General features: G+C 69.5%; 14 protein-coding genes. 10 read left to right on the forward strand and 4 right to left on the reverse strand.

Annotation, left to right across the window (positions count from 1 at the left end; all coding sequences use genetic code 11):
* From A5697_RS17715 to nudC, 3 genes are all read left to right on the forward strand, one after another.
* The coding region (locus A5697_RS17715; RefSeq protein WP_197501047.1) for a 3'-5' exonuclease at nucleotides 1–1,487 on the forward strand (1,487 nt) is incomplete at its 5' end.
* Nucleotides 1,488–1,578: 91 nt separating this feature from the next.
* Nucleotides 1,579–2,649 carry a TrkA family potassium uptake protein gene (locus tag A5697_RS17720; RefSeq protein WP_067945977.1) on the forward strand — a complete coding sequence of 357 codons (1,071 nt, stop codon included), beginning with the start codon at nucleotides 1,579–1,581 and terminating at the stop codon, nucleotides 2,647–2,649.
* 58 nt (nucleotides 2,650–2,707) lie between these two features.
* On the forward strand, nucleotides 2,708–3,640 hold the full coding sequence (gene nudC / locus A5697_RS17725) for an NAD(+) diphosphatase (protein ID WP_068011533.1): 933 nt from the start codon (nucleotides 2,708–2,710) through the stop codon (nucleotides 3,638–3,640).
* Nucleotides 3,641–3,650: 10 nt separating this feature from the next.
* Here the strand turns inward: nudC and mrx1 are convergent, their stop codons facing one another.
* Complete coding sequence (gene mrx1, locus A5697_RS17730; RefSeq protein ID WP_067945981.1) at nucleotides 3,651–3,905, reverse strand: mycoredoxin Mrx1; 255 nt, start codon at nucleotides 3,903–3,905, stop codon at nucleotides 3,651–3,653.
* 135 nt (nucleotides 3,906–4,040) lie between these two features.
* On the opposite strand from mrx1, the gene A5697_RS17735 reads away from it, so the two are divergent.
* The 3 genes from A5697_RS17735 (at nucleotide 4,041) to A5697_RS17740 (ending at nucleotide 6,811) form a co-directional block, all read left to right on the forward strand.
* Nucleotides 4,041–6,152 carry an ATP-dependent DNA helicase UvrD2 gene (locus tag A5697_RS17735; protein ID WP_197501053.1) on the forward strand — a complete coding sequence of 704 codons (2,112 nt, stop codon included), beginning with the start codon at nucleotides 4,041–4,043 and terminating at the stop codon, nucleotides 6,150–6,152.
* A gap of 98 nt (nucleotides 6,153–6,250) precedes the next feature.
* Nucleotides 6,251–6,400 carry a hypothetical protein gene (locus A5697_RS28120; RefSeq protein ID WP_197501055.1) on the forward strand — a complete coding sequence of 50 codons (150 nt, stop codon included), beginning with the start codon at nucleotides 6,251–6,253 and terminating at the stop codon, nucleotides 6,398–6,400.
* Between the two features lie 141 nt (nucleotides 6,401–6,541).
* Complete coding sequence (locus A5697_RS17740) at nucleotides 6,542–6,811, forward strand: WhiB family transcriptional regulator (protein WP_068011534.1); 270 nt, start codon at nucleotides 6,542–6,544, stop codon at nucleotides 6,809–6,811.
* On the opposite strand, the gene A5697_RS17745 is transcribed toward A5697_RS17740, so the two are convergent.
* Entirely contained in the window at nucleotides 6,808–8,151 is a 1,344-nt protein-coding gene (locus tag A5697_RS17745) for an AarF/ABC1/UbiB kinase family protein (RefSeq protein ID WP_068011535.1), read from the reverse strand. The genes A5697_RS17740 and A5697_RS17745 overlap by 4 nt on opposite strands.
* Before the next feature lie 140 nt (nucleotides 8,152–8,291).
* Between A5697_RS17745 and A5697_RS28125 the strand changes: the two genes are divergently transcribed.
* On the forward strand, nucleotides 8,292–8,465 hold the full coding sequence (locus A5697_RS28125; RefSeq protein ID WP_197501048.1) for a hypothetical protein: 174 nt from the start codon (nucleotides 8,292–8,294) through the stop codon (nucleotides 8,463–8,465).
* A gap of 9 nt (nucleotides 8,466–8,474) precedes the next feature.
* Here the strand turns inward: A5697_RS28125 and A5697_RS17750 are convergent, their stop codons facing one another.
* Together A5697_RS17750 and A5697_RS17755 are read right to left on the reverse strand one after the other, a co-directional pair.
* Nucleotides 8,475–9,290 carry a cyclodehydratase gene (locus tag A5697_RS17750; protein WP_068011536.1) on the reverse strand — a complete coding sequence of 272 codons (816 nt, stop codon included), beginning with the start codon at nucleotides 9,288–9,290 and terminating at the stop codon, nucleotides 8,475–8,477.
* Nucleotides 9,291–9,368: 78 nt separating this feature from the next.
* On the reverse strand, nucleotides 9,369–10,748 hold the full coding sequence (locus A5697_RS17755; RefSeq protein WP_197501049.1) for a zinc-dependent metalloprotease: 1,380 nt from the start codon (nucleotides 10,746–10,748) through the stop codon (nucleotides 9,369–9,371).
* Nucleotides 10,749–10,825: 77 nt separating this feature from the next.
* On the opposite strand from A5697_RS17755, the gene A5697_RS17760 reads away from it, so the two are divergent.
* The 3 genes from A5697_RS17760 to A5697_RS17770 all read left to right on the forward strand — a co-directional run bounded on the left by A5697_RS17760 (nucleotide 10,826) and on the right by A5697_RS17770 (nucleotide 15,770).
* On the forward strand, nucleotides 10,826–11,848 hold the full coding sequence (locus tag A5697_RS17760) for a PDZ domain-containing protein (RefSeq protein WP_067945992.1): 1,023 nt from the start codon (nucleotides 10,826–10,828) through the stop codon (nucleotides 11,846–11,848).
* 74 nt (nucleotides 11,849–11,922) lie between these two features.
* Nucleotides 11,923–14,907, forward strand: coding sequence for a UPF0182 family protein (locus A5697_RS17765; RefSeq protein ID WP_068011538.1), 2,985 nt, complete (start codon nucleotides 11,923–11,925; stop codon nucleotides 14,905–14,907).
* A 161-nt stretch (nucleotides 14,908–15,068) separates the two neighbouring features.
* On the forward strand, nucleotides 15,069–15,770 hold the full coding sequence (locus tag A5697_RS17770; protein ID WP_197501050.1) for a helix-turn-helix domain-containing protein: 702 nt from the start codon (nucleotides 15,069–15,071) through the stop codon (nucleotides 15,768–15,770).
* Nucleotides 15,771–15,774: the final 4 nt, after the last annotated feature.

The following is a 15,774-nucleotide window of genomic DNA, read 5'->3' on the forward strand; positions in this document are numbered from 1 at the left end:
CGGACAGAGGCTGGGCCGGCACCGAACACCTCGACGCGTTCGCCGACGTCGTCGCGGGATACGCCGAACGAGCCGACGTCGCAGGCGTGCCGGACCGCCGCACCGCGGCATCGGTGTCGGGCCTGTTGGCGTTCCTGGACGTGGCGGACTCCGTCGAGAACGGTTTGCCGCCCGCGCCGTTGGTAGCGGCGCGCGACCGCGTCCAGGTGCTCACGGTGCACTCCGCGAAGGGGCTGGAGTGGCAGGTGGTGGCGGTGGCACACCTGTCGGGCGGAACCTTTCCCTCGACCGCGTCCAGGAGCAGCTGGCTCACCGACGCGGCCGAGCTGCCGCCGCTGCTGAGGGGCGACCGTGCCTCGGCCGGCGCGCTGGGCATCCCGGTGCTGGACACCTCCGACGTCACCAACCGAAAGCAATTGTCCGACAAGATTTCCGAGCATCGCCGCCAGCTCGAGCAGCGGCGCGTCGACGAGGAACGCCGACTGCTCTACGTCGCCGTCACCCGGGCCGAGGACACGCTGCTGGTGTCGGGTCACCACTGGGGCGCCTCCGGCATCAAACCGCGTGGCCCCTCCGATTTCCTGTGCGAGATCAAGGGGGTCATCGAGCGTTCGACCGCGGCCGGCGCGCCCTGCGGCGAGGTGGATCAATGGGCGCCCGCGCCGGCAGACGGCGATCGTAACCCGTTGCGCGACAACGTCGTCGAGGCGGTCTGGCCCGCCGACCCGTTGACCCGGCGCGGTGACGTCGAGCGCGGTGCCGCGTTGGTGACCCGGGCGATGTCGGGCGGCGAGGGCGGTGTCGGGGCCGATATCGAGGGGTGGGCGGCCGACGTCGACGCGTTACTTGCCGAGCGGGCGCGGTTGGTCGAACCGTCCACCGGCGCACTGCCGAGTCAGTTGTCGGTCAGCGGCCTGGTGGAACTGGCGCGGGACCCCGCGGCCGCCGCGCAGCGGCTCCGGCACCGGCTGCCCACCCGCCCGGACCCGCATGCGTTGCTGGGCAACGCCTTTCACGCCTGGGTTCAGCAGTTCTACGGCGCCGAGTGTCTCTTCGATCTCGCGGACCTGCCGGGCGCGGCGGACTCCGACGTGGGCGACACCCGGGGGCTGGCCGCGTTGCAGGCGGCATTCACCGAATCGCCCTGGGCGACCCGCACTCCCATCGCGGTCGAGGTGCCGTTCGAGATGCCCATCGGCGACACCCTGGTGCGCGGCCGAATTGACGCGGTGTTCGCCGACCCCGACGGCGGCACGACGGTCGTGGACTGGAAGACCGGCGAGCCGCCGCACGGGCCGGAAGCCATGCGCCAGGCCGCCGTCCAGCTCGCCGTCTACCGCCTGGCGTGGGCCGCCCTGTCCGGTGTTCCGGAATCGTCGGTACGGACGGCGTTCTATTACGTGCGCGCCCGCACCACGGTCGCTCCCGACGATCTGCCCGCCCCCGCTGACCTGGCCGGCCTGCTGGCCGAGCCCGCCGTCGGCTGACTTTGCGCTGCCCGGGTACCGTGGCCGCGCTCGTGGTTACATTGAGTCGTGCGTGACTCCTGCGCGGGCGTTGAGCCGATAACGGACCGCCGTGCGCAACGGTAGGTCCCGGCAACTGACCGGTCTGGATGAAGCGCTGACCGCGCAGCGGGGCCACCAGTTGGTCGGCGTGGTGCGCATCCCCGAGGAGCACGCCAGCCCCATCCGTGTGATCACCCGCCGCGTGGTCATCGCGCTGGTGGTGTTGTTCGCCGCGGCCGTCATCGTGTACGCGGACCGGAACGGGTACCGCGACGTCCGGGGCCAGCCGCTGACCTTCCTGGACGCCGTGTACTTCTCCGCGGTGTCACTGTCGACGACCGGTTACGGCGACATCACCCCCTACACCGAAACCGCGCGTTTGGTTCACACGCTGATTTTTACCGCGCTGCGGATCGCGTTCCTGGCCGTCTTGGTCGGCACGACCCTCGAAGTCCTCTCCGAGCGGTCCCGCCAAGGGTGGAAGATTCAGCGTTGGAGGAGCAGAGTGCGCAACCACACGATCGTGATCGGCTACGGCACCAAGGGCAAAACCGCCGTCGCCGCGATCCTCGGCGACGAGGCGGCCCAGGGGGAGGTCGTCGTCGTCGACACGGACCGCACCACCCTCGAACACGCCGCCAGCGCGGGCCTGGTCACCGTGCACGGCGACGCGACCAAGGCCGACGTGCTGCGGCTGGCCGGCGCGCAACACGCGGCCTCGATCATCGTGGCCACCAGCCGCGACGACACCGCGGTGCTGGTCACCCTGACCGCGCGGGAGATCGCGCCCAACGCCAAGATCGTGGCGTCGATCCGGGAGGCCGAAAACCAGCACCTGCTGCAGCAATCGGGCGCGGACTCGGTGGTGGTCTCCTCGGCGACCGCCGGGCGGCTGCTGGGGCTTGCCACCACCACGCCCAGCGTCGTGGAGATGATCGAAGACCTGCTGACACCCGATTTCGGGCTGGCCATCGCCGAGCGCGAGGTGGAGCCCACCGAGGTCGGCGGCTCCCCACGGCATCTGCGCGACATCGTGCTGGGCGTGGTGCGCGACGGCCACCTGCTGCGCATCGGCGCACCCGAGGTGGATGCCGTCGAGGCCAACGACCGGCTGTTGTATATCCGCCAGGCGGGGCACTAGTGGCGATCGCAAGAGCGGCGGCGCCGGTCGCGGCGGATCGCCACGAAACGGGGCAGTAGTGGGCATTGGGGACTTCCAGCTGCGGAACGTCCCGCTGCTGTCGCGTGTCGGCGCCGACCGGGCCGACCAGCTGCGCACCGACGTCGAAGCGGCCACCGCGGGTTGGGCGGACGCCGCGCTGCTGCGGGTGGACTCGCGCAGCCAGGTGCTCATCGCCGACGGCCGCGTGGTGCTCGGCGCCGCGGCCAAGCTGGCCGACAAGCCGCCGCCGGAAGCGGTGTTCCTCGGCCGCCTGGACGACGACCGCCACGTGTGGGCCATCCGGGGCGCGCTCGAGGCGCCGGAGGACCCGGATGTGCGCGCCGAGGTGGTGAACCTGCGCGGCCTCGGCGCGATCCTCGACGACACCAGCAGTCAGCTGGTGTCGTCCGCCGTCGCGCTGCTCAATTGGCATGACAGCGCGCGGTTCAGCTCGGTGGACGGCTCGCCGACGCGACCGGCCCGGGCGGGCTGGGCGCGGGTCAACCCGGTCACCGGCCACGAGGAGTTCCCGCGCATCGACCCTGCGGTGATCTGCCTGGTCCACGACGGCGGCGACCGCGCGGTGCTGGCCCGCCAGGCGGTGTGGCCGGAGCGGATGTTCTCGCTGCTGGCCGGATTCGTCGAGGCCGGCGAGTCGTTCGAAGTCTGCGTCGCGCGCGAGATCCGCGAGGAGATCGGCCTCACGGTGCGCGACGTGCGCTACCTGGGCAGCCAGCCGTGGCCGTTCCCGCGCTCGCTGATGGTCGGCTTCCACGCGGTCGCGCACCCGGGTGAGGACTTCTCGTTCAACGACGGCGAAATCGCCGAGGCGGCGTGGTTCACCCGCGACGAGGTGCGCGCGGCGCTGGCGGTCGGCGACTGGTCCAGCTCGGCGGACTCGAAACTGTTGCTGCCCGGGTCGATCTCGATCGCCCGCGTGATCATCGAATCCTGGGCCGCGCTCGACTGACCCGCCGCCGCTAGGCGCCGGTTTCGGCCAGCTTGGCCTTGACCTCGGCCGCGCTCGGGTTGGTCAGCGTCGACCCGTCGGCGAACTTCACCGTCGGAACCGTCCTGTTGCCGCCGTTGACCGAACCGACGAACTCCGCCGCCGCGGGGTCGTCTTCGATGTCGACCGCCTGATAAGCGATTCCGTTGGACTTCAACACGGTCATCAGGCGGTGGCAGTAGCCGCACCATGAAGTCGTGTAGACGGTGAGCGGGGCGTTGGTCATAGCTCGTTAACGTAGCCCGGGGACAACATGTTCCGCGCCGCGACCGCGGTACAGATACCGGCGCGTCGCGGCGACTCGCCGACGCGCGCCGTGCGGGGCCACGCTTTGTCGGCGACCGCTGTCAAGATGGACGCCATGCCGATGGTCGCCGACGCCTTGACCGCCGGACTGGACGACGAGCAGCGCGAGGCCGTGCTGGCTCCGCGCGGACCGGTCTGCGTGCTCGCGGGTGCCGGGACGGGCAAGACCCGCACCATCACGCACCGAATCGCGCAGCTGGTGGCGAACGGTCACGTGGCGGCCGGGCAGGTGCTGGCGGTCACCTTCACCCAGCGTGCGGCGGGGGAGATGCGTTCCCGGTTGCGGACGCTGGACGCCGCCGCGGGCACGGACACCGGCGTCGGCGGGGTGCAGGCCCTGACATTTCACGCCGCGGCCCACCGGCAGCTGCGGTATTTCTGGCCGCGGGTGGTCGGCGACACCGGCTGGCAGCTGATGGACACCAAGTTCGCCGTGGTGGCGCGGGCGGCCAGCCGCTCCCGGATCAACGCCAGCACCGATGACGTCCGCGACCTGGCGGGGGAGATCGAGTGGGCCAAGGCGTCGCTGATCGGCCCCGAGGAGTACCCCGCCGCCGTCGCCGAGGCGGGGCGGGACATCCCGCTGGACGCCGCCCGCGTCGCGACCGTGTACGCCGCCTACGAGGCGCTCAAGGTCCGCGACGAGTCGGTGACGCTGCTCGATTTCGACGACCTGCTGCTGCACACCGCGGCCGCGATCGAAAACGATGCCGCCGTGGCCGACGAATTCCGGGGCCGCTACCGCTGCTTCGTCGTCGACGAATACCAGGACGTCACGCCGCTGCAGCAGCGGGTGCTGACGGCGTGGCTGGGCGACCGGGACGACCTGACCGTCGTCGGCGACGCCAACCAGACCATCTACTCGTTCACCGGCGCCTCGCCGCGGTTTCTGCTCGACTTTTCGCGGCGGTATCCCGACGCGACCGTGGTTCGCCTCGAGCGCGACTACCGCTCGACCCCGCAGGTGGTGTCGCTGGCCAACCAGGTGATCGCCGCGGCTCGCGGCCGGGTCGCCGGCAGCAAGCTGCACCTGTTGGGGCAGCGTCCGCCGGGTCCGGCGCCGTCGTTCCACGAATATTCCGACGAACCGGCCGAGGCCGCCGCGGTCGCCGCCTCGATCGCCCGGCTGATCGAGGCGGGCACGCCGCCGTCGGAGATCGCCGTGCTGTACCGGGTCAACGCGCAGTCCGAGGCCTACGAGGAGGCGCTGACCGAGGCGAGCATCCCCTATCAGGTCCGCGGCGGTGAAGGGTTCTTCACCCGGCAGGAGATCAAACAGGCGTTACTGGCGCTGCAGCGGGCCGCCGAGCGCGGCTCTGAACATGGCCTGGCGGGCCCGCTGCCCGCGGTCGTGCGGGCGGTCCTGGAACCGTTGGGGCTGACCGCCGAGCCGCCCGTCGGCGCCCGCGCCCGGGAGCGCTGGGAGGCGCTGACCGCGCTGGCCGAGCTGGTCGACGACGAGGTGGCGCAGCGCCCGCAGCTGGAGCTTCCGGGCCTGCTTGCCGAACTCCGGCTGCGCGCCGACGCGCGGCACCCACCGGTGGTGCAGGGCGTCACGCTGGCCTCGCTCCACGCCGCCAAGGGCCTGGAGTGGGACGCGGTGTTCTTGGTCGGGCTGGCCGACGGCACGCTGCCCATCTCACACGCGCTGGCGCACGGCCCCGAAAGCGAGGCCGTCGAGGAGGAGCGCCGGCTGCTCTACGTCGGAATCACCAGGGCGCGAATTCATTTGGCGCTCAGCTGGGCGCTGGCCCGCAGCCCCGGCGGGCGGCAGGGCCGCAGGCCGTCGCGATTTCTCAACGGCATCGCACCGCAAGCTCGCAACGACACCGCCCCGGGCAAGGCCCGGCGCAACCGCGGCGCCCCGGCGCGGTGCCGCATCTGCAACAAGGACCTGTCCACCCCGGCGGCGGTCATGCTCCGGCGCTGTGAAACGTGCGCCGCCGACGTCGACGAAGAGCTGCTGCTGCGGCTCAAGGCGTGGCGGCTGGACGTGGCCAAGGAGCAGAACGTGCCCGCGTATGTCGTCTTCACCGACAACACGCTGATCGCCATCGCCGAGCTGCGCCCCGGCGACGAGGACGCGCTGATCGCGATCCCCGGCATCGGCGCGCGCAAGCTGGAACAGTACGGGCCCGACGTGCTGGGGCTGGTGCGCGCCCGCTGACCGGTAAAGGCGCAGGTCAGAAAATCGGTTGTGGCGCGGGGCGGCGACCGTCTACCCTCGAAACCGCGTTCTGGCGTAACGGAAGGAGGGTGGCCACGATGATCAACGATGCGTTCGGTGTGGACGTGGCCGCCCCCGCGGCCGCGCTCAAGCATGCCGCTATGCCGGCGGCCGCGTTGAAGCATCGCGCCGCCGCCGCCGCGACGAACGCGTCCGTGCGACTCGAGGTCCACCGAATGGCCACGTAACTCCCCGGTTTTCACCGAATGGCCACGGACCCGAAGTCAAGGATCCGTGGCCACAGTTTTTGGGGCTCCAACGTTTTCAGCCCCGCTCCCTGGTCCGGATCACTCAAAGGAAACCCCGACCAGGAAGCAGGTGAGCAGGACATGTCGGCACTGACAGTCCAAAGACCGCCGTCACCGGTCTTGCCGTGTCACAGCAACGACCCCGACCTGTGGTTCGCCGAGACGCCGGCCGACCTCGAGCGCGCCAAGGCCCTCTGCGCGGGCTGCCCGATCCGGCGTCAGTGCCTGGCGTCGGCGCTGGAGCGGGCCGAGCCCTGGGGTGTGTGGGGCGGCGAGATCCTCGACCGAGGCGCGATCCTGAGCTTCAAACGACCGCGCGGACGGCCCCGCAAAGGCGGGGTCGCGGCCTAGACGATTGCGTTGTCGGGCTCGGCGAAGCCCGGGATCAGCTCCTCGGACAGCCGCTTGATCGGCACCCGCGCGTCCAGCTGGCACAGGATCGCGGCCACGGACGCGATGACACGCATCGGGATGGCCAGCTTGGGCGGCAGGTCCATCTGCCGGGCCGTCTTGATCTGCGACACCGACCGGTCGATCTGGCCCACCGTCATGCGCTGCAGCCACTTGCGCGTGTAGTGGAAGACGTCGACCTCGATGGGCTCGACGTACTGGCGCAGCATTTCGTCGATGTCGCGCACCGACACCTGCTGGCCCTTCTGGATGAAACCGACCTTCTCCATCGTCGGCAACAGCAGGTCGTAGTTCTTGTCGCGGGCCAGCCGAATCGTCATCCCGAGCTCGATGGGGTAGCCGCCGGGCAGGGGCGCGACGGCGCCGAAGTCGATGACGCCCATCCGGTCGTCGGGGAGCAGCATGAAGTTCCCCGGGTGGGCGTCGCCGTGCAGCATCCCCAGCCGGCGCGGCGCGTCGAAGGTGAGCTCGAGCAGCCGGGTGCCGATCAGGTCGCGCTGCTCACGGGTCCCGTTGCGGATGATCTCCGCCAGCGGCAACCCCTCGATCCACTCCTGCACCACGACCTTGGGCGCGCTGGCCACGACGTGCGGGATGACGAAGTGCGGGTGGCCCTCGTAGGCCTTGGCGAAGGCGCGCTGGTTGTCCGCCTCCAGCCGGTAGTCGAGCTCCATCTCGGTGCGCTCGATCAGCTCGTCGACGATGCCCTGGACGTCGGCGCCGGGCGCGAGCTGCTTGACCACGCCGACCAGCCGCTGCATGGTTTTCAGGTCGGCGCGCAGCGCCTCGTCCGCGCCCGGGTATTGGATCTTGACGGCGACGGCGCGCCCGTCGGCCCAGACCGCCTTGTGCACTTGCCCGATGCTGGCCGACGCAATGGGTTTGTCGTCGAAGGATTCGAACCGCTCGCGCCACTTGGTGCCCAGCTGGGCGTCGAGCACCCGGTGCACCTTGTGCGCGGGCAGCGGCGGCGCGTCCTTCTGCAGCTTGGTCAACGCCTCGCGGTAGGGCTCGCCGTACTCGTCCGGGATGGCGGCCTCCATCACCGACAAGGCCTGACCCACCTTCATCGCCCCGCCCTTGAGCTCGCCCAGGACGGTGAACAGCTGGTTGGCGGCTTTCTCCATCAGCTCGGCCTGGACTTCGTCCCTCGACTTGCCGGTCAGCCGCTTACCGAAGCCGAGCGCCGCCCGGCCGGCGAAGCCGACCGGGATGCTGGCCAGCTTCGCGTTCCGCGCCGCGCGGCCGCGTTTGATGTCTGCCACGTATCCATCATCCATGACGGCCGGTCCCGCTCGCGCTTGATCTTCACAACACTTATCGCCGGGCACCCGGCGGCGCCGCGCCCTAGGTTTGACCGTGCGGGTTGCACTGGGCGACTCACCGGAAGGCAGATCCGAAGGGCGGTATCGACCAGACCATGGCAGCAAAGCAATCGCAGCACGACGCCGCCGACTCCTTGTTCAGGGCGATCATCGAAACCCTGGACAAACATCGGACCGATCGCACCTTGAGCGCGGAGATCCTGCACCAGCTCGCGACGGCCTACGAGGCGGTGTCGACGAACGTCCCGGACCAGGGCCGGCTGGGCTGACCACCCGCGTCAGCACGGGCACAACGGATGTCGGGTCCATTGCCGTGCGACGATCGCGCCGGCGTTGAGGTCGAATTCCAGCGTGGCGTTCAGCGTCTGGGGCGGACCCGGGTCGGGCACCGTCCGCTGCTTGCGAACCGCCGCGATCACCCGGTTCACCTGGCTGAGCGCCAACGCGGCGGTCGCCAGCAACGTGGCCCGGTCGGCCACACCGACGGTTTCGCGCAGCTGCGCCGAGATGGCCGGCCACGCCGCGTCCCGGTCGCGCCGATGGAGGTCGGCGCAGCCCAGGCAGCTGGTCGTGCCGGGGATGACCAGCGGACCGACCAGGCCGACGCCGTCGCGGACCCGCACCGGCAGGTGGGGGACGGCCTGCGTGTGCAGCTCGCGGACCATGCGGGGGTCGGCGACCAGGTAATCGGACAGCACCACCAGGTCGACGGCGGTGCCCGACACGGCGGCATGCGGCTGGCTGCTGTGGGCGACCCGGGCGCCCGAGCAGCGCAACGCCTCGACCAGCAGTTCCGAAAGCGGGCCGCGGCCGTGGATCCGGATGGACGGCGCCCGGCCGCGGGACTTCGCGCATTCCGTCGCGACGCCCGCACCGACCAACTGGGCAACCAAGTCCGTCAACCCGTCCGCGTCCCGCAGGCCGCGGTCGGCGCCCCGGCGCTGTAGCTCCGATAGCGGAGTCGGTGATCGCATGGACCGCAGCAGCGCGGCCAGCTCCGGCGCGGCCAGGCCGCCCGGCGGACGCACCAGCACGGCGCGGCGGGGATCCCAACCGACCTGAACGGCGCCGTCGGGCCGCAGCAGCACCGGCATGGCCGGGTCCAGCGCATAGGTAGAAAGGACGGCCGGTGACACGGGTGCACTGTGGCACGCCGGCGGCGACCGGCTACGTCAGTTGTCCACAGGACCGGCGCCCGGGTCCTCCGGGTTCTCCTCGAGTTTGGCGATCGCCTCGTCGATGCCGCTGGTGTCGCCGCCGATCACCCGGTCGATGAAGCCGGCCGGGTCGTCGAGGTCCTCGGCGTCGGGCAGCAGATCGGGGTGTTGCCAGATGGCGTCGCGGGCGTCCACGCCGGCGGCCTCGGTGAGGCGCTCCCACAACGCGGCGGCTTCGCGCATCTTGCGGGGCCGCAGCTCCAGCCCCACCAGCGTGGCGAACGTCTGCTCGGCCGGGCCGCCGGTGGCGCGGCGGCGGCGCAGCGTCTCCCCGAGCGCGGCCGCCCCTGGAATCCGGTCGCCCAGGGCCGCGTTCACCACCACCTGCACCCAGCCCTCGATCAACGCGAGCAGCGTCTCGAGGCGTTCCAGCGCCTGCGTCTGCGCGGGGGTCGCCTTGGGCTCGAAAACGCCCTGCCCCAAGAGGTTTTCGATGGCCGCCGGGTCGGACAGTGTTGCCGGGTTGAAGTCGCGGGCCAGCTCCTCGATTCCGCTCATGTCGATCTGCATGCCCATCGCGTAGGCCTCCACGGCGCCCAGCACCTGGCTCGACAGCCACGGCACGTGGCTGAACAGCCGGTGGTGGGCGGCCTCGCGGGCGGCGAGGAACGTCAGGATCTCACTGCGGGGCTGCTCGAGTCCCGCGGCGAACGACTCCAGGGCATCGGGCAGGATCGCGGCAACGCCCTTGGGCCCCAACGGCAGACCGATCTCGGTCGACGTCAGCACCTCGCGGGACAACCGGCCCAGCGCCTGCCCCAGCTGGGAGCCGAAGGCCATGCCGCCCATCTGCGACATCATCGCCATCAGCGGGCCGGCCATGCTCTTGGCCTCCTCGGGCAGCGACGACGCCCACACCGTCGAAATCTGTTGTGCCATCGGGTCACACAACCGCTTCCAGGTTTCCAGGCTGTTGTCCACCCAGTCGGCCGGGGTCCAGCCCACCGCCTTGGTGGTGCCGGCGGGCAGCGCCGTGGCGCCGTCCAGCCAGGTCTCGGCGAGATGCACCGCGTCGGCGATCGCCGAGTGTGTCGTGGCCGGGATCGGCGCCACGAACCCGATCGAGTTGGTCGCCACCCGGCGCGCCAGTTCGTAGTTGACCGGGCCCGACTGTCCGCCGCCGGCCATCCCGGCGCCCGCGCCGCTGAGCATCTGACCCAGCTGGGTGAAGATCTGTCCCAGGTCGCCCATGCCGAACTCGCCGCCCATGCCGAATGCGCCGAACGGATCGGAGCCGCCAGAGCCCGAATTGGGATCTTTCTTCCCGGGTTTGTCGGGGTCTTCTCCAGAGGAGAAGCCGAAAGGCAGGTCAGCCATACCGTTAACGGTACTCACCACCGGAACGGGGTGGGCGATCTCGGGTCAGCTTGTGGCTGAACCCGGCGCGGCGGGCTCCGTCTAGTGTAATCGGCGTGAACAGGCGGATTCTGACCTTGATGGTCGCGCTGGTGCCGATCCTGGTCTTCGGTGTGCTGCTCGCGGTGGTGACGGTGCCGTTCGTCTCGCTGGGCCCCGGTCCCACCTTCGACACGCTCGGTGAGGTCGACGGCAAGCAGGTCGTGGCGATCGAGGGCACCCAGACGCATCCGACCACGGGACACCTGAACATGACCACGGTGTCCCAGCGCGACGAGCTGACGCTGGGCGAAGCGCTGACACTGTGGCTCTCGGGTCAGGAACAGCTGGTTCCGCGCGACCTGATCTACCCGCCGGGCAAGTCGCGGGACGAGGTCGACAAAGCCAACAATGCGGACTTCAAGGACTCCGAGGACAGCGCGGAGTACGCCGCCCTGGGATATCTGAAGTACCCCGCCGCGGTGACGGTCGCCAGGGTCACCGATCCGGGTCCGTCGGCGGGCAAGCTGAAGGCCGGCGACGCCATCGACGCGGTCAACGGCACCCCGGTGGCCGACGTCGACCAGTTCACGGGATTGCTGAAGAGCACCAAACCCGGCCAAACCGTGACCATCGATTACCGACGCAAGAACGAGCCGGCCGGCGTCGCGCAAATTACGCTGGGCGCGAACAAGGATCGCGACTACGGCTTCCTGGGCGTCGCCGTACTCACCGCGCCCTGGGCGCCCTTCGTCGTCGACTTCAACCTCGCCAACGTGGGCGGGCCGTCGGCGGGCCTGATGTTCAGCCTGGCGGTGGTCGACAAGCTGACCACCGGTGACCTGACCGGGTCGAAGTTCATCGCGGGAACCGGCACCATCTCGGCGGACGGGAAGGTGGGCCAGATCGGCGGCATCACGCACAAGATGGTCGCCGCGCACGCGGCGGGCGCCACCGTGTTCTTGGTGCCGGCCAAAAACTGCTACGAGGCGAACTCGGACAACCCGTCCGGGCTGCGCCTGGTGAAGGTCGAGACGCTCAGCCAGGCGGTCGACGCGCTGCACGCGGTCGCGTCGGGGGGCCAGGCACCAAGCTGCTGAAGCTCGGCCGGGATCGCGGGCCGCGCGATGCGTAGAGTTGTCACCGTCGATCAATCGAGCAGGGAGCGTAGCCAGTGGGGATGCGGCCCACCGCACGGATGCCGAAGCTGACTCGGCGTAGCCGGATTCTGATCCTGATCGCACTGGGTGTGATCGCTTTGCTGCTCGCCGGACCGCGGCTGATCGATGCGTACGTGGACTGGCTGTGGTTCGGTGAGCTGGGCTACCGCTCGGTGTTCACGACCGTGCTGGTCACCCGGTTCGTGGTCTTTCTGGTGGCCGGCCTGCTGGTGGGCGGGATCGTGTTCGCCGGTCTCGCGGTGGCCTATCGGACCCGCCCGGTGTTCGTGCCGAGCAGTGACAACGATCCGGTGGCCCGGTATCGCGCGGTCGTCCTCTCCCGGCTGCGGCTGGTGGGGATCGGGGTGCCGGTCGCGATCGGCCTGCTGGCCGGCATCATCGCGCAAAGCTATTGGGTGCGCATCCAATTGTTCATGCACGGCGGCGACTTCGGCATCCGGGACCCGCAGTTCGGCAAGGACCTCGGCTTCTACGCGTTCGACCTGCCGTTCTACCGGCTGCTGCTCAGCTACCTGTTCGTGGCCGTGTTCCTGGCGTTCGTGGCCAACGTGTTGGCGCACTACATCTTTGGCGGGATCCGGCTCTCGGGCCGCACCGGCGCGCTGAGCCGTTCGGCCCGCATCCAGCTGGTCACCTTGGTGGGGCTCCTGGTGGTGCTCAAGGCGGTCGCGTACTGGCTGGACCGCTACGAGTTGCTGTCGCACACCCGCGGCGGTAAGCCGTTCACCGGCGCCGGGTACACCGACATCAACGCGGTGCTGCCGGCCAAGCTGATCCTCATGGCGATCGCGCTGATCTGCGCGGCCGCGGTGTTCTCCGCGGTGGTGCTGAAAGACCTGCGGATCCCCGCCATCGGCCTGGTGTTGTTGTTGCTGTCGTCGTTGATCGTGGGTGCCGGGTGGCCGTTGATCGTCGAGCAGATCAGCGTCAAACCCAATGCCGCGCAGAAGGAAAGCGAATACATCGGGCGCAGCATCACGGCGACCCGGCAGGCGTACGGGCTGACTTCGGACGTGGTCAGCTATCGCACGTACTCCGGTGACACGCAGGCCACCGCGCAGCAGGTGGCCGACGACCGGGCGACCACCTCCAACATCCGGTTGCTCGACCCGACCATCGTCAGCCCGGCGTTCACCCAGTTCCAGCAGGGCAAGAACTTCTACTACTTCCCCGACCAGTTGTCCATCGACCGCTACGTGGACCGCACCGGCGCGCTGCGCGACTATGTCGTCGCGGCCCGCGAACTCAATCCCGACCGGCTGATCGAGAACCAGCGGGACTGGATCAACCGGCACAGCGTCTACACGCACGGCAACGGCTTCATCGCGTCACCGGCCAACACGGTGCGCGGCGTCGCCAACGACCCCAACCAAAACGGTGGCTACCCCGAGTTTTTGGTCAACGTCGTCGGCGCCAACGGCAACGTGGTTTCCGACGGCCCGGCGCCGCTGGACCAGCCGCGCATCTACTACGGCCCGGTCATCTCCAGCGCGTCCGCCGACTACGCGATCGTCGGCCGCAACGGTGCCGACCGCGAATACGACTACGAGACCAGTGCGGAGACCAAGAACTACACCTACACGGGGTTGGGGGGCGTGCCCGTCGGGGACTGGCTGTCCCGCAGCGTGTTCGCCGCCAAGTTCGCGGAGCGAAACTTCTTGTTCTCCAACGTGATCGGCTCCAACAGCCGGATCCTGTTCAACCGTGACCCGGCGCGGCGGGTGGAGGCGGTGGCGCCGTGGCTGACCACCGACAGCTCCGTGTACCCGGCGATCGTCAACAAGCGACTGGTGTGGATCATCGACGGCTACACCACCCTGGACAACTACCCGTACTCCGAACTGACCTCGCTGGAATCGGCGACCGCCGACTCGAACGAGGTGGCGTTCAACAAGCTGGCGCCCAACAAGGACGTCTCTTACATCCGCAACTCGGTCAAGGCCACGGTGGATGCCTATGACGGGACCGTGACGCTGTACCAGCAGGACGAGCAGGACCCGGTGCTCAAGGCGTGGATGCAGGTCTTCCCCGGTACGGTCAAGCCGAAGAGCGACATCACCCCCGAACTCGCCGAGCATCTGCGCTATCCCGAGGACCTGTTCAAGGTGCAGCGGATGTTGCTGGCCAAGTATCACGTCAACGACCCGGTGACGTTCTTCTCCACGTCCGACTTCTGGGACGTGCCGCTGGACCCCAACCCGACCGCCAGCAGCTACCAGCCGCCCTATTACATCGTCGCGAAAAACATTGCGAAGAACGACAATTCGTCGTCATATCAGTTGACGAGCGCGATGAACAGGTTCAAGCGCGACTACCTGGCCGCCTACATCAGCGCCAGCTCCGACCCGGCGACCTACGGCAGGATCACCGTGCTGACCATCCCGGGTCAGGTCAACGGGCCGAAACTGGCGAACAACGCCATCACCACCGACCCGGCGGTGTCCCAGGACCTCGGTGTGATCGGGCGCGACAACCAGAACCGGATCCGCTGGGGCAACCTGCTCACCCTGCCGGTGGGCCAGGGCGGCCTGCTCTATGTCGAACCCGTCTACGCCTCCCCGGGGGCCAGCGACGCCGCCTCGTCGTACCCGCGGCTGATCCGGGTGGCGATGATGTACAACGACAAGATCGGCTACGGGCCCACGGTGCGCGACGCCCTGACCGGGTTGTTCGGTCCCGGCGCGGGTGCGGCCGCGACGGGCATTCAGCCGACCGATGCCGGGAACAGCCCGCAGGCGGCCCCGCCCGTCACGCCGCCCACTCCGGCCGGTCCACCGGGGTCGCCGCCGCCCGCGGCGGTTCCGCCGGTCGCGGACGGGTCGGTGACGCTGTCTCCGGCCAAAGCCGCTGCGCTGCAAGAGATCCAGACGGCGCTGGGCGCGGCCAAGGACGCTCAGAAGAAGGGCGATTTCGCCGGTTACGGCGCCGCCCTGCAGCGGCTGGACGACGCGATCACCAAGTACAACAACACCAAATAGCTTGCCTTCGTGGTCTGCTGAGCCGCCCTGCGTTAACTGACTACCTGGCCAGACAAACAGATATTGGTTTCTCGGCACTCGGCATAGATCGGACGTGTTCGTGCGTTGCTATTACGGGGCGTGATCTCGTTGCCGGCAACGGCAGGCTAAAGGAGTCGATGGTGGGCCAGTCCGAAACGGATCGGATGACCGAGCCTATGGCCGGGGGTAGGCATGCGGGCGCGACGGGCGGCTCGTTTCGCCACGACGGTCGCGGCGTCATCGAGAGCGCATTTGAACTGCTGGAACACGTGGGTGCGTTGGAACCGGTGCGGCTGCTTGAGTTGGCGAATGCGAGCGGGATCCCGCGGGAGACGGTCCGTCGACTGCTGCAGCAGTTGATCGCCGTCGGGGCGGTCAGGCGTGACGGTACCCGCTACCGACTCGGCGCGAGCTTGTTGGGGTTGGGTTCGCGGGTGAGCCCGGAGCGGCAATTGCGCGTGGTCGCCCGGCGACCGATCGCCGAACTCGCGACCGCCACGGGGGCTGCGGTTCAGTTGTCTGCGGTGATCGGCGGGGAACCGGTGTTCCTGGACGCGGTGGACGCCCGCGTACCGGTGGGATTCACAGCCGAACCCGGAGCCAAGGTACCGTCGGGCACCGCGGCGGCGCGCGCCTATGCCGAATTAGGCCGTGCCGCACCAATAGTGGATGCCGGCGGCGTACACGCGAATCTCAGCTGTGTTGCCGTAGCGATTCCTCTCGGCGGCAATGCGGCGGCAGCCGTGTCGACTGTCATCGCCCAACGGCGCCCTCCGCTCGGACTGCTGGCTGCCACCAGGGCGACCGGGACCCGCATCGTCAGCCTCCTTCGCACGCCGTGAAAGG

The sequence above is a fragment of the Mycobacterium sp. E3251 genome, assembly GCF_001666835.1.
GTDB lineage: Bacteria > Actinomycetota > Actinomycetes > Mycobacteriales > Mycobacteriaceae > Mycobacterium.

Bases quoted from the DNA above. Each gene is read 5' to 3' on its own strand.
- mrx1 (WP_067945981.1), bottom strand. From the start codon at position 3,905: ATGACCAACGCCCCGCTCACCGTCTACACGACTTCATGGTGCGGCTAC.
- A5697_RS17745 (WP_068011535.1), bottom strand. From the start codon at position 8,151: ATGGATGATGGATACGTGGCAGACATCAAACGCGGCCGCGCGGCGCGG.
- A5697_RS17735 (WP_197501053.1), top strand. From the start codon at position 4,041: ATGCCGATGGTCGCCGACGCCTTGACCGCCGGACTGGACGACGAGCAG.
- A5697_RS17740 (WP_068011534.1), top strand. From the start codon at position 6,542: ATGTCGGCACTGACAGTCCAAAGACCGCCGTCACCGGTCTTGCCGTGT.
- A5697_RS28120 (WP_197501055.1), top strand. From the start codon at position 6,251: ATGATCAACGATGCGTTCGGTGTGGACGTGGCCGCCCCCGCGGCCGCG.
- A5697_RS17750 (WP_068011536.1), bottom strand. From the start codon at position 9,290: ATGCCGGTGCTGCTGCGGCCCGACGGCGCCGTTCAGGTCGGTTGGGAT.
- A5697_RS28125 (WP_197501048.1), top strand. From the start codon at position 8,292: ATGGCAGCAAAGCAATCGCAGCACGACGCCGCCGACTCCTTGTTCAGG.